13 protein-coding genes are annotated in these 15,452 nt (G+C 47.6%); 11 read left to right on the forward strand and 2 right to left on the reverse strand.

The window, feature by feature from the left end:
- Positions 1-15: 15 nt before the first annotated feature.
- On the reverse strand, positions 16-1,437 hold the full coding sequence (locus K0036_RS08415; protein WP_173693213.1) for a hypothetical protein: 1,422 nt from the start codon (positions 1,435-1,437) through the stop codon (positions 16-18).
- A gap of 356 nt (positions 1,438-1,793) precedes the next feature.
- Between K0036_RS08415 and K0036_RS08420 the strand changes: the two genes are divergently transcribed.
- The 4 genes from K0036_RS08420 to K0036_RS08435 all read left to right on the forward strand — a co-directional run bounded on the left by K0036_RS08420 (position 1,794) and on the right by K0036_RS08435 (position 5,573).
- On the forward strand, positions 1,794-2,561 hold the full coding sequence (locus K0036_RS08420) for an ABC transporter ATP-binding protein (RefSeq protein WP_220431147.1): 768 nt from the start codon (positions 1,794-1,796) through the stop codon (positions 2,559-2,561).
- Positions 2,554-4,542: an ABC transporter permease gene (locus tag K0036_RS08425; RefSeq protein ID WP_220431148.1), complete on the forward strand. Its 1,989-nt coding sequence runs from the start codon at positions 2,554-2,556 to the stop codon at positions 4,540-4,542. The genes K0036_RS08420 and K0036_RS08425 overlap by 8 nt, the downstream gene beginning before the upstream one ends.
- Before the next feature lie 153 nt (positions 4,543-4,695).
- Positions 4,696-5,181 (forward strand): AAA family ATPase, encoded by a 486-nt coding sequence (locus tag K0036_RS08430; protein ID WP_004606339.1) that lies wholly within the window; start codon positions 4,696-4,698, stop codon positions 5,179-5,181.
- Between the two features lie 47 nt (positions 5,182-5,228).
- The gene (locus K0036_RS08435; protein ID WP_029466413.1) at positions 5,229-5,573 is read left to right on the forward strand and encodes a cupin domain-containing protein; all 345 of its coding nucleotides are present in this window, start codon (positions 5,229-5,231) and stop codon (positions 5,571-5,573) included.
- A gap of 82 nt (positions 5,574-5,655) precedes the next feature.
- Here the strand turns inward: K0036_RS08435 and K0036_RS08440 are convergent, their stop codons facing one another.
- Positions 5,656-6,759 carry a pyridoxal phosphate-dependent aminotransferase gene (locus tag K0036_RS08440; protein WP_220431149.1) on the reverse strand — a complete coding sequence of 368 codons (1,104 nt, stop codon included), beginning with the start codon at positions 6,757-6,759 and terminating at the stop codon, positions 5,656-5,658.
- A gap of 101 nt (positions 6,760-6,860) precedes the next feature.
- On the opposite strand from K0036_RS08440, the gene K0036_RS08445 reads away from it, so the two are divergent.
- The 7 genes from K0036_RS08445 to purC all read left to right on the forward strand — a co-directional run bounded on the left by K0036_RS08445 (position 6,861) and on the right by purC (position 15,452).
- The gene (locus tag K0036_RS08445) at positions 6,861-10,181 is read left to right on the forward strand and encodes a DUF5717 family protein (RefSeq protein ID WP_220431150.1); all 3,321 of its coding nucleotides are present in this window, start codon (positions 6,861-6,863) and stop codon (positions 10,179-10,181) included.
- A gap of 12 nt (positions 10,182-10,193) precedes the next feature.
- A complete protein-coding gene (locus K0036_RS08450; RefSeq protein ID WP_044955488.1) occupies positions 10,194-11,483 on the forward strand; it encodes a DUF5716 family protein in 1,290 nt (429 codons plus the stop codon).
- Positions 11,458-12,240: a hypothetical protein gene (locus K0036_RS08455; protein WP_025643719.1), complete on the forward strand. Its 783-nt coding sequence runs from the start codon at positions 11,458-11,460 to the stop codon at positions 12,238-12,240. The genes K0036_RS08450 and K0036_RS08455 overlap by 26 nt, the downstream gene beginning before the upstream one ends.
- Positions 12,241-12,341: 101 nt before the next feature.
- Complete coding sequence (locus tag K0036_RS08460; RefSeq protein ID WP_025643718.1) at positions 12,342-13,193, forward strand: amino acid ABC transporter substrate-binding protein; 852 nt, start codon at positions 12,342-12,344, stop codon at positions 13,191-13,193.
- A gap of 89 nt (positions 13,194-13,282) precedes the next feature.
- On the forward strand, positions 13,283-13,933 hold the full coding sequence (locus K0036_RS08465; RefSeq protein WP_173693219.1) for an amino acid ABC transporter permease: 651 nt from the start codon (positions 13,283-13,285) through the stop codon (positions 13,931-13,933).
- 11 nt (positions 13,934-13,944) lie between these two features.
- On the forward strand, positions 13,945-14,631 hold the full coding sequence (locus K0036_RS08470; RefSeq protein WP_310593076.1) for an amino acid ABC transporter ATP-binding protein: 687 nt from the start codon (positions 13,945-13,947) through the stop codon (positions 14,629-14,631).
- A gap of 113 nt (positions 14,632-14,744) precedes the next feature.
- Positions 14,745-15,452 (forward strand): phosphoribosylaminoimidazolesuccinocarboxamide synthase, encoded by a 708-nt coding sequence (purC, locus tag K0036_RS08475; RefSeq protein WP_009248990.1) that lies wholly within the window; start codon positions 14,745-14,747, stop codon positions 15,450-15,452.

A 15,452-nucleotide genomic window follows, 5' to 3' on the forward strand; every position in this document is an offset into this window, starting at 1 on the left:
ACAGTTACAGATATTCTACGACTTCTTTCTGCCTAAGCCTAAGGTGATCCAGGCGATACAGATAATGGTAAGGATCAGGCAGTAATAAGAAGAGACAAAGATTTGAACAGGGGTTACGAGGGGCAGCAGGCTGTCTTTTTCTGCCATTCCCTGTATTACGGTAACAGCCCCCATGACAAATGCCGAGTTGATCGGAATGATGGCCGTGATGTTTGTGGACATGGCAGTCAGGAGGATGCTTCGCCTGCTGGCCTTAATGCCGGCCTTTTGCCCAACTTCGTCCGCCACATCCTTGAACATCAGGATGCTGGGCAGGACACAGCCGGCCAGAAAGATATTGACGATCCCTACGCCCAGAGCAATGATTGATTCAGCGCCTGCCGGCTTTTTGATCATCTTGCTGGCCATGAGGAAGTTGCAGCATTTTCGCATCATGCCGCCTTCCACGGCAATCTGTATAAGGCCATACAGCAGGATTGTGGATATAATAATATCAGTAACGCTGGCTATTCCGTCGAAGAATACGCCGTGCAGCTGCTGGGTCTTCGCATCAATTGCCACCAGATCCTGCAGCTGGTAGAGGCCGCTTACAAGTCCCACCACGATTCCAGTCAGGATTCCTCCGGTCACGCCAACGAACAAGTCTTTGGTCTTAAAACAAATGATGAGCAGGACCACAATAGGAACCAGCATCAGTAGGCCTTTAACATTGGACATGGAAGCAACTTCTTCCATGTCTCCTCCTGCGCTGCCTCTTCCTCCGAGAATAAGGAAGAGGACAGCTGACAGGACGCCTGCAAACAGGATATAAGGAAGGCGTTCTCGCATTGTTTCAAGCAAGTCCGCGCTTTTTTGCGTATCAGCATCATGCTGGGATGCGATCGTGGTATGTATAACCTGGGAACTTGGCGAAAGCGCATCTCCGAAAAAGATTCCGCTCATCATGCTCCCGATGAGAATGGCAGGATTGGTACCCATCATAATGCCTGCCGGATAGAAGATAGGCACGACGGCAAGCAGCGCCGCGATAGGAGCACCGGCTCCCATGGAGATGACTGCGCTTCCGATGAAGACGAACAGGGCGAAGGTTCCTCCCTGAAGTCCCAGATGGGCGCCCAGCCAGATGAAGCCGCCTCCGATATCTCCGATTACCAGAACTTTGGAAAAAATACCAATTACCATGAAGATAAGAATCAAACGTGCATTTCCGTACTTGGCAAGCCCTCTGACTACTGCATTCCAGAAATCGATTTTATTCTTACAGAAGATGAAGCCAGCCAGGATGGAGATGATGGCAGCAAGTATCAGCACTTTCATTGAGTAGCAGTGTGTCGCGATCATGATCACGCCGCTTAGGATGACATACAAGACGATGGGTAAGACTGCCAGTCCCTGGCGGCCGTAGAACTTTAACGTATCTTCGCTATCTTCTTTCATTTTTACACCAACTCTCCTTTTGATGCCTCTATAATAGCACCCTTCTTTTTATAAAACTTGTTGGAGGTCTAACACATTGATAAAAAATTATTCTAATAATATCTTTATAAAAACGAATATAATAAGAAGCGTATTTATGATATCCTAAAAGAACAAAAAGCTGTGAAACTGAAGGAAGGAATATTACATCAGATTTCTTAAAAATCCTGTTTATAAGTAATCAAAGTGCTTATTTGTGACAAATTTGTAAGGTTGGGCCAGGAGAATGTAACCTGATTCGATGGAAGCAGAATACTGGATAATCTATAATATGATTTGTAATAAACAAAGAATAGATGAAAGGACGGGAATATGAGATGGCTTTATTAGAGGTAAAGAATGTAAAGAAAATATACACTACCCGGTTTGGCGGAAATCAGGTGGAGGCATTAAAGAATGTGAGTTTCTCCGTAGAACCAAGAGAATATGTAGCGATTATGGGAGAATCCGGCTCTGGGAAAACGACGCTTCTTAATATCCTGGCTTCTCTTGACAAGCCGACGGGAGGCAAGGTGTACTTGAAAGGAAATGATCTGGGAAAGATCAAAGAAAAAGAGATGGCGGCATTCAGGCGGCAGAATCTGGGGTTCGTGTTTCAGGACTTTAATCTTCTGGACACGTTTTCTCTTAAGGATAATATCTTCCTTCCGCTGGTCCTGTCCGGGAAGAAGTATGACGAGATGGAGAAGAAGATCAAGCCGATAGCGCAGCGCCTTGGCATTGAAAAACTGCTGGAAAAATATCCCTATGAGGTATCCGGCGGCCAGAAGCAGAGGGCAGCGATCGCAAGGGCAATCATCACAAGACCCCAGCTGATCCTGGCAGACGAGCCTACCGGCGCGCTGGATTCTAAGGCGGCAGACGAGCTTTTGACGCTTTTTAACGCCATCAACGAAGACGGACAGACCATCCTGATGGTTACCCACAGCGTCAAGGCCGCAAGCCATGCCAAACGGGTACTGCTTATTAAGGACGGGGAAGTGTTCCATCAGCTCTACAGAGGAAATCTTACAAATGAGCAGATGTTCCAGAAGATCTCTGACACGCTCACCGTGTTGACTACAGGGGGTGAGCAGGTTGAATAGTTCAGTTTATGGAAAACTTGCGGTCACCAACCTGAAGAATAACCGGAAAACCTATATTCCTTACATGCTGACGGCGATCCTTACGGTCATGATGTTCTATATTATAGATGCCCTGTCCAGAAATAAGAGCGTGGGAGACGGGAATCTGCGGCTCTGCCTTTCCTGGGCGACGGTAGTCATCATTGTATTTGCCGTAATCTTCCTGTTCTACACCAACAGTTTCCTCATCAAGAGAAGGAAAAAGGAAATCGGCGTCTACAATATACTGGGAATGGGCAAGCGGCATATTGCCAGGATGCTGACCATTGAGACTTTGATAATAGCGGTTATAAGCATTGTCGTCGGACTTGTAGCAGGAATCATATTCAGCAAGCTGATGTTCCTGGCTCTTTTGAAGATCATCCATTATGACGTAAATATGGTATTTGAACTCTCAGTAAGAGCACTCCTGAATACGCTGCTCCTTTTTACAGTCATATTCGCCATGACGCTGATCTATAATCTGCTCCAGATCCGTCTCTCCAACCCGGTGGAACTGCTAAGAGGCGGAAGCCAGGGAGAAAAAGAGCCAAAGACAAAATGGCTGCTGACCATATTTGGAGTGGTTGCCATCGGAATCGGATATTATATCGCGATCACAACGGAATCTCCGCTTACCGCGATCACGTTGTTCTTTCTGGCAGTCATCTGTGTCATTATAGGAACCTATGCGCTGTTTACAGCGGGCAGCATTGCTTTGCTGAAACTTCTGCGGAAGAATAAGAATTACTATTATAAGACCAGCCATTTTACTTCTATATCAGGCATGATCTACCGGATGAAGCAGAACGCGGTAGGACTTGCCAACATCTGTATCTTAAGTACCATGGTGCTGGTGATGATATCCACCACGATCTCGCTGTATACCGGAATGAATGACGTGCTGGAAACCAGATTCCCAACGGAATTCGAGGCAAGGAATTATAATGCCACCGAAGAGAATATGAATAAGATCGACCAGATCATTGAGGAAGAGGCCGCAAATGCAGGCGTGAAGATAAAGAACCAGGTCAGCCACAGGGAAGCAAGCCTGTCCTCCATCCGTACGGGAAGTGAGTTTTCCCTGATGAATGACGGAAACTATGCGGCGGAAGATCTGTGCTCGCTGATCTTCATCAGCCAGGATGAGTATAACAATCTGGCTGGCCAGAACATTTCTCTGGCAGAAGACGAGATGATGGTATTTGTGGATACAGAAGACACTTATGGCAAAGATACGGCAAAGATTGGATCAGCCAGCTTTAAAGTGGTCAAGGAGTTAAAGAAGTTTCCACTAGCCAAGAAGAGCCAGGGACGGCTGGCGCCTACCTTTTACATGGTTGTCAATAACGAGAATATCATGCAGCAGTTTCTAGACGAGGCATATGCTGACAGCCAGATGCAGATTGAATGGAAGGAGCAGCAGGTCAATATACATTATATAGTCACATTTGATCTGGAAGGCAGCCAGAAGGCGTGCATGAAAGCGGAGGAATCGATCAAGAGCCGGGTAGAGTCCGAGACCACTCCGTCATTCTGCGAAAGCCGGGAACTGAACCGGGAAGGGTTCTATATGCTGTACGGCGGCCTTTTGTTCATCGGCATCTATCTGGGCGTCATGTTCCTGATGGCGACTGTGCTGATCATCTACTATAAGCAGATATCCGAGGGATATGATGACAAGGAGCGCTATCAGATCATGCAGAAAGTCGGCATGAGCAAGAAAGAGGTAAGGCATTCCATCCGAAGCCAGGTGCTTACCGTGTTCTTCCTTCCTCTTATCACGGCTATCATCCATATCATCGTGGCCTTTAAGGTAATCACCAAATTGCTGGCCGTGCTGAACCTTGTGAACGTGCCGCTGTTCATGGCGTGCACCATCATCACGGTGGCAGTATTCGCAGTGTTCTATGCGATCGTGTATGGCCTGACTGCCAGGGAATACTATAAAATCGTGAATTAGAATCAATGCCGGTCATGCGGGCAGGGACATAGCATTTTGGAATCGTGCGTCCTTGCCCGCGTTTTATTGGCGTAAAAGTTTAGTGCCTTTTTATGATTTTAGTGGTATAATAATACCTACTTACATAAAACACTTAACGAAGGAGGAATTGGTATGAAATTGGTGATTACGATGAGCCGCAGATATGGTACCGGCGCGAGCGTTATTGCAGAGGAACTGTCGAAGAGGCTTGGGATTCCGGTATATGACAAGGTAAACGTGGAACAGGAACTAAGCAGGAATACCTATGAATCCGAAGTGGAGGCGATCAAAGGGCTGGCACAGAAGCCATGCATTATCCTTGGGCGGTGCGCGTCAGAGATCTTGAAAGACAGGCTTAACGTGTTCAATATCTATGTGTGCGCGGACAAGGAAGACAGGATCGAACGTATTATGAAGAAGGAATCTCTTACATACGAAGAGGCTGCCCAGAAGATTGACGCGAACGACAGGGAGCGTTCCAGGTATTATCATGAGCACACGGGCAAAGCCTGGGGCGACGTGAATAACTACCATATGATTCTGAATACTTCTGATCTGGGCGTGGAGAACTGCGCGGATATCCTGATGAGGTATTTTGAGCAGAAAGAATATATCTAATATAAATATTCTGATAAATTATGATAAGAAAGAGGAGGAACAGCACAATGACAAAAGCAGGAGAAAGAGAAGTAGTAAAGGTAGAGCGTGTAAATGGCGGAGCCGGCTTCATTATGAAGGAAGGACTTTTAAGCCAGGAGGAATTAGGAGAGCACTGCAAGATGTTCAGCAGGGTGACGGTGCCTGCCAACTGCGAGTTGGGACATCATGAGCATCATGGGGAGACAGAGACGTATTACATCCTTAGCGGAACCGGAATGTACGAAGACAATGGCAAGGCAATCCCCGCAGAGGCAGGAGACGTATTTTTCTGCAAGGACGGAGACGGCCATGGAATTAAGAATACAGGCACAGAAGACTTGACATTTGTGGCATTGATCCTTAAGAAATAAGAAGGAAAAAAGACAGGGAAGGCCGCCAAAGCGTGGAGCAGCATATCCACACTTGGCGGCCTTTCTTTTCTCGCCACCGGTCTTATTGCCGGGCCTTAAGCGCACGTTTCAGGCAGTCGAGCAGCCGGTCGTTCTCTTGTGGCATCAGGAAGCAGAAGCGGATATACTCGCCTTCCAGGGTTTCGAAAGAGGAACAGTCCCGGATCATCAGGTTCTCATGGATGGCTGCCTCAAACAGATCAAAGGAAGTAAGGCCGTCTTTCAGAATCCGTATCAGGACGAAGTTGGCATAAGGCTTATATATCTTTAATCCGTCTATGGTAGTTAACTCCTGGCAGACGCGGGTACGCTCGGAGTCGATCAGATTCCAGGTGGCCTGAATATACACGCTGTCTTTGAGCATTAATTCTCCGGCGTAGGCCCCGATGCTATTGAGGCTCCAGGGGTTCTGGTGGAGAAGGAGGGCAGAGAGGAGTTCCTTGCTGCCGGTAATTCCATACCCGAATCTTAAGCCCGGGGAGGCAAAAAACTTAGAGACGCCGCGGATTACCATAAAGTTATCATATCTGCTGGCAAGAGGGATTGCCGTAATGTCGGACGGATCGGGGGCGAACTCCGCATACGTCTCGTCAATCATGACGAAGATTCCTTTTTTCTTACAAGCGCCTATAATACGCTCCATGTCCGCTTGATGTATGGCGGAAGAGGTGGGATTATTGGGATTGCAGAGGATGACCAGCCCGATGTCATCCGTCAGCGCCTGAAGAAAATCAGGGATGTCCAGCACAAAATCCTGAGATTCCTTCAGATGGTAGTACTGTAAAGCGCCGCCGATCAGGGAAAGTTCCCTGGCATACTCTGAATAAGTGGGTCCAAGGACCAGCGCCTTCCTGGGTGAGAGCTGGCTGATCAGAAGAGAGATCAGTTCCGTAGAACCATTGCCAACCATGATATGCCCGGGATCGGCGTGGCAGTAGGCTCCGATGGTCTCACGAAGACTTGTATAATCCCGGTCAGGATAGCGGGTGATGACATCCAGATTGGCGGCAAGCTGGCTCTTTACCTTTTCTGACAATCCGAGGGGATTGACATTGGCGCTATAGCAGATGATATCCTCCTTGCGCATGTGATAATAACTTGCGATCTTTTCCAGATCGCTTCCGTGAAATTCAGGCTTCTTTTCCATATCTATACATCCTATTCATATATTTTCGAGATTTTGTATTTCCGGCATTGCCATTACTTATGAAACAATGCTATAATTCATTATAGTATGTTTTTTGAAAAATGCAACGAAAGAAGCAGGTGTCAGACTTGAAAAATAAAATCCAGAAATTTTCAAAAGGAGACTTTCAGTTAATACGACCTGATGTCATATTTGATGAAACAAATCTGGTTCTCATAATAGGAGAAGGGGACGTATACAGGGGAAGTTTTACAATGAAGACGAATAGCAAAGGGACGATACGGGGACTTGTATACCCGTCTTCTTTTCGTGTTCATTTTAAAGACCAGGGATTTGAGGGAAATCCCGCAAAAGTAGAATTTACGTATGACGGCAGGGGACTGCGCCCTGGCCATGTGGAGGAAGGCAAGTTTACCGTTGTGTGTACCGGCGGAGAGTATGAACTGTCTTTTACCGCCATTATAGAAAAGCCGTATGTCATGACCTCCTATGGGAAGGTGCAGAGCACGGATGATTTCCGGAAACTGGCGATCAAGGATTTCTCAGAAGCAGGGAGGCTGTTCCGCTCCCGGGAATTCTATGAGATATTGAAGTATGAGAATGAAAGGATATTCTATCTGTACGACAATATGCGCAAATGGTCCCTTGGGGAGCAGGCCATGGAGGAATTCCTGGTAGGCATCAAGCAGAAAGAGTGCATCTTTCTGACCCTTCCCGGGGAGGGAATGCTGTTTGAAGACATCGGGGAGCCGACGAAGGGAACGCTTACGCTGATGAAGAACACCTGGGGATATATGCCCATCCGGATCGAGGCAGAGGGAAGCTTCATCAAGGTTCTGCGCCCGGAGATCAGCACGGAGGACTTCGTGGGCAATGCCCATGAGATCGAGTATGTGGTTCGGCCGGAGCGGCTTCATGGCGGCAGGAATTACGGCGCTTTGAAGTTCGTGACTCCCTATGAGACGCTGACCTATGAGATCGAGGTGCTGCAGAATCAGGAGTATGACGAGGATCACAGAATCCCGGAACTTTTAAGCGCGCAGATATTGAAGGAATATATCGGCTATGTGGGCGGAAGGATCGAACTGAACAACTGGGTGGAGAGCGCGGTTGAGAAGATGGCCGTCCTGAGAAAAAAGGAACCCCAGAATGAAGTATACCAGCTCCTTCAGGCCCATATTTACCTGATTGGAAATAAAGTCGAGGAAGCCAAATGGATTCTGGAGAATTATAATTACAACCGGTTCGCCATCGGCAAGGATCCGGTGACGAACTGCTATTACTTATATCTGACCGCGCAGATCAGAGGCCAGGGAAACCATGTTGACCGGGTGCTTGACGAGATTGGGAAGACCTATATGCGGCATCAGGATTCCTGGGCCCTCCTTCGCATGATCCTGTATCTGGATCCGCGGTATAAAAATCCTTTTAAAAAGATCGAAGTGCTGGAACAGCAGTTCCAATATGGCATTCATGAGGTCCTGTTTTATCTGGAAGCCTATATGTGCTATCAGGAAAAGCCCACGCTTCTTAAAAAACTGGGCGCTTTTGAAATACAGGTTCTGAATTTTGCTTCCAAGTATCGTCTGATGACGAAGGAACTGGCGCTGTATGTGTCTAATTTTGCCAGCCAGCAGAAGAACTACAGCGATGCCATGTTCCGGATATTGGAACGCATCTACAAGATGTACAGCGAGCCTATGATACTGAATACGATCTGTACGTTGCTGATCAAGGGAAACAAGACGCAGCAGCGCTATTTTGTGTGGTATCAGAGGGCGGTGGACGCTGAACTTAAGATTGCCCAGCTGTATGAGTATTATATGATGACCATAGACGAGAATTCCGCAAGAGGGCCGCTTCCGAAGACCATCCTGCTCTACTTCATGCATGGGAATTCTCTGAATTACCGGAAGGCGGCATTTCTATATGCCAATCTGGTCACCTATGAAGAGACTGCGGGGGATCTGTACCTGAATTACCGGGAGCAGATGGTCGCGTTTACCTGGGACCAGCTGCTAAAGCGGCATATTACGGAGCCTCTGCGAATCCTGTACAAGAGGTTCTGCCAGGAAGAAGAGATGACGGCAGAGCGCATGGAGGCCATGCGTGATATCTGCTATTCTTATGAGATCACCACAAAGGTGCCGAACATGAACTGCGTCCTGGTGATTGAAAAGGATGGCGCCATCCGCCAGCGGGTGCCTTACGATGAGGATGAAGGTGCCGTTATCTACCTGTATGATAAGGAATCCAGAATTGTATGGGAGTCTATCGAAGGGCGTCACTATACGGATTCCATCGCCTATGAGACCAGAAGGCTGTTCTACGAGCCGAGATTCTTAGATATGTGCCGCAAGTATGCGGCATCTACCGGCGTGTGGAAGCAGGAGAACGAAAAGGAAGAGCCGACGTTTGAGAATCTTCGGATCAAAGGAATCAGCGCTTTTAATGAGAAGGATGTCTTCCGCCTGTGCAGCAAGCGGATCCGGGAAGACAACTATGAGGAAGATGAATTCCTGAATTATCTGTGCTTTGAACTGTTTAAAATGCAGCAGTATGATAAGGTGACTTTGATGTATCTGGCTAACTATTACTGCGGGGCCACCAGGGATATGAAGCGGCTGTGGAAGGTCTTAAGAGAATACGCGATTCCTTCCTATAAGGTTGGAGAGCGCATTATTACGCAGATGGTCTTTTCGGAGAACCTTTTTGCGGAGGAAAAGATATTTGAAGACTACTATCTGTCTGACAGCGTGTATTTCCGGCTGAAACAGGCCTATCTTGCGTATGTTTCCAGAGAATACGTCGTATTCGGAAGGGACTTGGACCTGTGCGTGTTCGATATGATAGCCAACGAGTGCGACAAGAAGGAGTATCTGCCGGATATCTGCAAGGTCGCGCTTCTAAAATATTATTCCAGCCGTGACTATACGGCCGAGTTAGAAGACGTGCTTCACTACGTCCTGCGGGAGATGTGCGAGAAGCAGATCGTATTTCCCTATTACCTGAAGTATAAGGAAGAATGGCTGAGGGAAGTCCAACTCTATGACAAGGTGATGATCTCCTATCAGTCCAGGCCTGGCAGCAGGGTAAAACTGTATCATAAGATGAAGCAGGGAATGCGGGAAGGACTGGGCTATCAGTCGGAAATCCTGATGCCAATGTATGAGAATCTGTATGTAAAGCAGTTTGTATTATATAAGGATGAATCCATCAATTACTATTTCCAGGAGACGAATGGGAAAGACACGATCACGACGGAGAAAAAGGAACTGCGCAATGAGAGAGAATTTCCTGACATCGGCAAGTTTGGAAGGCTGAACGGAATGGCTTTGATGGGCCCTGCGAACCGCAGGCAGGCGATGCTGGAATTCCAGGAAGAAGAAATCCTGGCGGACCAGATGTTCAAGATATATTAGAAGAAGGAGGATATGATAGTGAGAACAGGCAGTATTCTGGGGTATGACCTGAATGAAAAGCATTGTCAGATCAGTTATTACGATGAGACCAAAGACGAGCCGGAGACATTGGAAGTAGCCGTAGACAATTATCAGATTCCTCTGATGCTGGGATACTATAAAGACCACTGGGTCTACGGAAAAGAAGCCAAACGGCTGGCGACCATCAATGAAGGCTGTACCGTAGCGGACCTGTTTGGCAAGGCGGTACGGCAGGAAAAGGTGAGGGTAGGAGCCAAGACCCATGACGCGGTGTGGCTTCTGGCCAAATTCGTAAGCCTTACGCTGGAAAAATTCGAAGATATCGCATTCATTACTTTTTCGGTGCCTTTTACCAACATTGACATGTCGAAGATGCTGAAAGGAATCGGGCACCATCTGGGCGTGCCGAAGGAGTACGTGTATGTGCAGGATTATAAAGAAAGCTTCTGCCAGTATATGTTCTACCAGCCCAAGGAACTGTGGCAGTACGAGTCTGCCCTGTTCTACTGCGATGCCCAGGAGATCCGGGCGTATATGCTCAGAAAACTGAATACCATCAGCGGACGGGGAAATGATATGTTCGTAACCGTCGACGAAGTGGCAAATGCTCATATGAAAGAACTGGCCGCCATCTATCCGGTGCTGAATGTGGACAAGGCAAAGGATGCGGATGAAAGGTTCAAGGGCTTCATCCAGAGCGTGTTTGAAAAGAAGGTGGTATCTTCCGTGTATCTGACGGGGGAAGGGTTCGAGAATAACTGGTATCCCAATTCCCTGAAGGTGCTGTGTAATGGCCGGAGGGCATTTCTTGGCAACAACCTGTACAGCAGGGGGGCCTGCTATACATCCATGCGTAAGTGCAAGGATTATGATGAGGGGCCTGTATACCTGGACGATACAAAGATGACGGAGCAGATCTGCCTGCGCATGCGGGTGAATGGGCAGGAAGGATGGCATCCCATCGTCGCCTGGGGAACGCACTGGTACGAGGCGGACGGGCAATGGGAAGTGATTCTGGAGGATACGTCCGACATCGAGATTCATGTGGAGACGCTGGCAGGCGAAGAACTTCAAGTGGAGACCATATCTTTAAAAGGTCTGCCGGAGCGGCGGGACTATTCCCTGCGCCTTCAGATAGAAGCGCTGTTTATGGATGAGCGTACCTGTAAGCTGACGTTCAAGGATGTAGGGTTCGGAGAGTTCTATCCTCCGACAGGATTTCAGGTGGAAAAGGTATTACATTTAGGAGGAATCAATGGGCAGTTTAATTCTATGTCATAAGAAGCGCGCCAAACAACCCTATGAGATATCCAGGGTTCATATGAGAATATATACGATAGAGGAGTTATGTTACTATATCTGCAATAACCTCTATCTTATTGATTATACGATCATTAACAGGCAGTTGTGCGACTGGATCGGGGATGAACTGGAACTTTCCGGACTTGCGGAGACGCTGCGGGAAGAATTGCGTCAGAACTGCTCCATGGAGCAGTTCGTGCTGACCATATTGAAGGAATCTACCATATATGCAGCCGCGGACATCAATCGGATCCAGAATATTCTGGAACATCTGCAGAATCAGAAGGATGTGGAAAGGACGAAGTATAAGGCAGACAGCCTGCAGGGCAGCGGCGAGTATGAGACTGCCATACTGGTGTACCAGTCCATCATCAACAAAGAATGGGATGATTCTGTGGAAAAGACTTTCTATGGGCATGTGTATGCCTGCCTTGGAGCAGCCTATGGACACCTGTTCCTGTATGAAGAGGCGGCCCGCATGTATCAGGAAGCTTACCGCATCTGCGAGGAGCCGGATATGCTCAAATCCTATCTCTACTGCTGCTTTAGGGCATTGCCTGAGGCGCAGTACGTGAAGATGCTTTCCGGCAATCCGATCTATCTGAGTATGGATTCCGTCCTCCGGGAAGAGATTAAGAAGGCGCGCCAGGAAGTGGACATCGATATGCCGGAAGAACAGTTCCTGAAATGGAAAAAGCAGTATCGCAGGATTGACAAAAGCCGGGGAATATGCTAATATAACAGAGCAATTTAGTGTGGTAAAGTAATCAATTGATAACATGATAAAAGAGTACAGTGATTGCGATTCCACAATACTGTAATACAGGAGGAAAAGGTATGAAGAAGAGAGCAGCATTGCTGCTTGCCCTTGCCATGCTGGCGACAACGGTTCTGGCAGGCTGCGGCAGCAAGGAAGACAAGAGCGCAGACAACAAGAAGGAAGATAAGAAAGAGGCAAAGGTCGAGAACGATGACGAGACCTTGATCGTGGGATTCGACGCTTCCTTCCCGCCATATGGATATAAGGATGACGATGGCGAATATGTCGGATTTGACCTGGAACTTGCACAGGAAGTATGCGACAGAAACGACTGGAAGCTTGTAAAGCAGCCGGTTGACTGGGATGCCAAGGATATGGAGATTGATTCCGGAACCATCGACTGTATCTGGAACGGTTTCACCATGAACGGCCGCGAGGACGAGTATACCTGGTCAGACCCATATATCGACAACAAGCAGGTGATGGTTGTTGCAACAGATTCCGGTATCAATAGTTTTGATGACCTCTCTGGAAAACTGGTTGAGACCCAGGCAGATTCATCCGCATTGGCAGCTCTTCAGGGAGACCAGAAGAAACTGGCAGATACATTTGGAAGCCTGACAGAGATTGCGGAATACAATACAGCGTTCATGGATCTGGAATCCGGCGCGTGCGACGCGATCGCAATGGATATCGGCGTTGCATACTACCAGATTAATTCCAGGAAGAATCCGGATGATTACAAGGTACTTGACGAAGAGATCTCTTCTGAGCAGTATGCTGTAGGATTCAAACTTGGGAATGAAGAATTGAGAGACAAAGTCCAGGCCACATTAGATGAGATGGCGGAAGACGGAACAGTTGCAAAGATTGCAGAGAAGTATGAAGATTTTGGAGTGCCAGGATCCCTCTGCATCGGAAAGAAATAATAAATACGTGAATGACTGGCAGGGGTCAGCCCCAGATATAAGGGACTGGCTCCTTTGCCGCGTCTTTTGAGAAGTTGGAGGAAAACCTGATGGATTTTGGAACGCTTATTAGAGAGTTGAGCGGCGGAATGCTGATATCGATTGAAATATTTGTGCTGACGCTGGTATTTTCATTGCCTCTTGGCCTGGTGGTGGCATTTGGAAGGATGTCGAAGATCAAGCCGGTCCAATGGCTCGCCAAGATATACATATCAATTATGAGAGGGACGCCGCTGATGCTGCAGCTGATGGTCGTTTATTTTGGGCCGTACTATATTTTCGGAATCCGGATTTCCAGCACCTATCGCATGACTGCCGTGCTGATTGGATTTGCGATCAACTATGCCGCATACTTTGCGGAAATATACCGGGGCGGCATCGAGTCCATGTCCGTGGGACAGTATGAGGCGGCAAAAGTGCTGGGATATTCCAGGCCACAGACCTTCTTCTGCATCATCTTTCCCCAGGTGATCAAGAGAATCCTGCCGTCCGTGACGAACGAGGTTATCACGCTTGTCAAGGATACTTCTCTTGCGTTCGTGCTGGCAGTGGCCGAGATGTTTACGATCGCGAAGCAGATTGCGGCCGCGCAGACTTCCATGGTGCCTTTCGTAGCCGCGGGAATCTTCTATTATGTATTTAACCTGATTGTTGCAGTCGTTATGGAAGCGCTGGAAAAGAAATTGAATTACTATCGTTAGGAGGACATGCCATGAGCTTGTTAGAGATGAAAAATATAAAAAAGAGCTTTAACGGGGTGGAAGTGCTCAAAGACATTTCCCTTACGGTAGAAAAGGGGGAGGTGCTGGGAATCATCGGGCCTTCCGGCTCTGGAAAGTCTACGCTGCTTCGGTGCGCCACGAACCTGGAGACGCCGGACGCAGGCGAGATTCGCTATGAAGGGACGTTTGGACTGGTATTCCAGAGTTTTAATCTGTTCCCTCATTATTCCGTTATGAGAAATATCACGGATGCCCCTATCCGCGTGCAGAAACGTAAGAAAGAGGAAGTCTATAAAGAGGCCAGGGAACTACTGGCCAAGATGGGGCTGTCGGACAAGGAGGATGCCTATCCGTACCAGCTCTCAGGAGGCCAGCAGCAGAGGGTATCCATCGCAAGGGCCCTTGCGATGAATCCGGATATCCTGTTTTTTGACGAGCCTACGTCGGCCCTGGATCCGGAACTGACAGGAGAGATCCTGAAGGTAATCAAGGATCTTGCGGCAGAGCACATGACTATGGTGATCGTTACGCACGAGATGAATTTTGCGCGGAACGTATCGGATCATATCATTTTTATGGACAATGGATACATTGCCGTCCAGGGAACCCCGGATGATGTTTTTGGCTCTTCCAATGAAAGAATGCAGGAGTTCTTAGGAAAATTTGGTGATAATTAATAAAAGGCAGAATATTGCTTTTCCATCTGCCTTGTATTATACTAATACGTGCACAACGTGTCCGACGGACGCGCAAACCAGATGATAAAATTGAGAAAAGGATGGGTGTTATCATGCAGAAATTAGAACAATTGTATGAAGGCAAGGCAAAAAAGGTCTTTAAGACAGATGATCCGGATATTGTAATTGTAGATTATAAGGATGATGCCACAGCATTTAATGGCGAGAAAAAAGGAACGATTGTTGGAAAAGGCGTAATCAACAACCGCATGACAAACTACATTTTCCAGGTTCTGGAAAAAGAGGGCGTTCCTACACATTATGTAGAAGAGTTAAGCGACAGGGAGACTGCCGTAAAGAAAGTAGAGATCGTGCCATTGGAAGTGATCGTGCGTAATGTGGCTGCAGGAAGTTTTTCCAAAAGGCTGGGGATTGAAGAAGGAACAAAATTGCTGGCACCTACACTTGAGTTCAGTTATAAGGATGATGACTTGGGAGATCCATTGATCAATGACTATATGGCAATCGCGATTGGCGCATCTACAAGGGAAGAGATTGAAAAGATTACAGAATACACCTTTAAGGTAAATGAAGTCCTGAAGAAGTTCTTTGCCGATGCTGGAATCGAACTGATCGACTTTAAGATCGAGTTTGGAAGATTCCACGGCAATGTCATTCTTGCAGACGAGATATCTCCGGATACATGCAGACTGTGGGACATCAATACCCATGAGAAGCTGGATAAGGACCGTTTCCGCAGGGATATGGGGAATGTAGAGGACGCGTATCAGGAAGTATTCAGGAGAATCGGCATAAAGTAA

The organism is [Clostridium] scindens, from assembly GCF_019597925.1.
Taxonomy (GTDB): domain Bacteria; phylum Bacillota; class Clostridia; order Lachnospirales; family Lachnospiraceae; genus Clostridium_AP.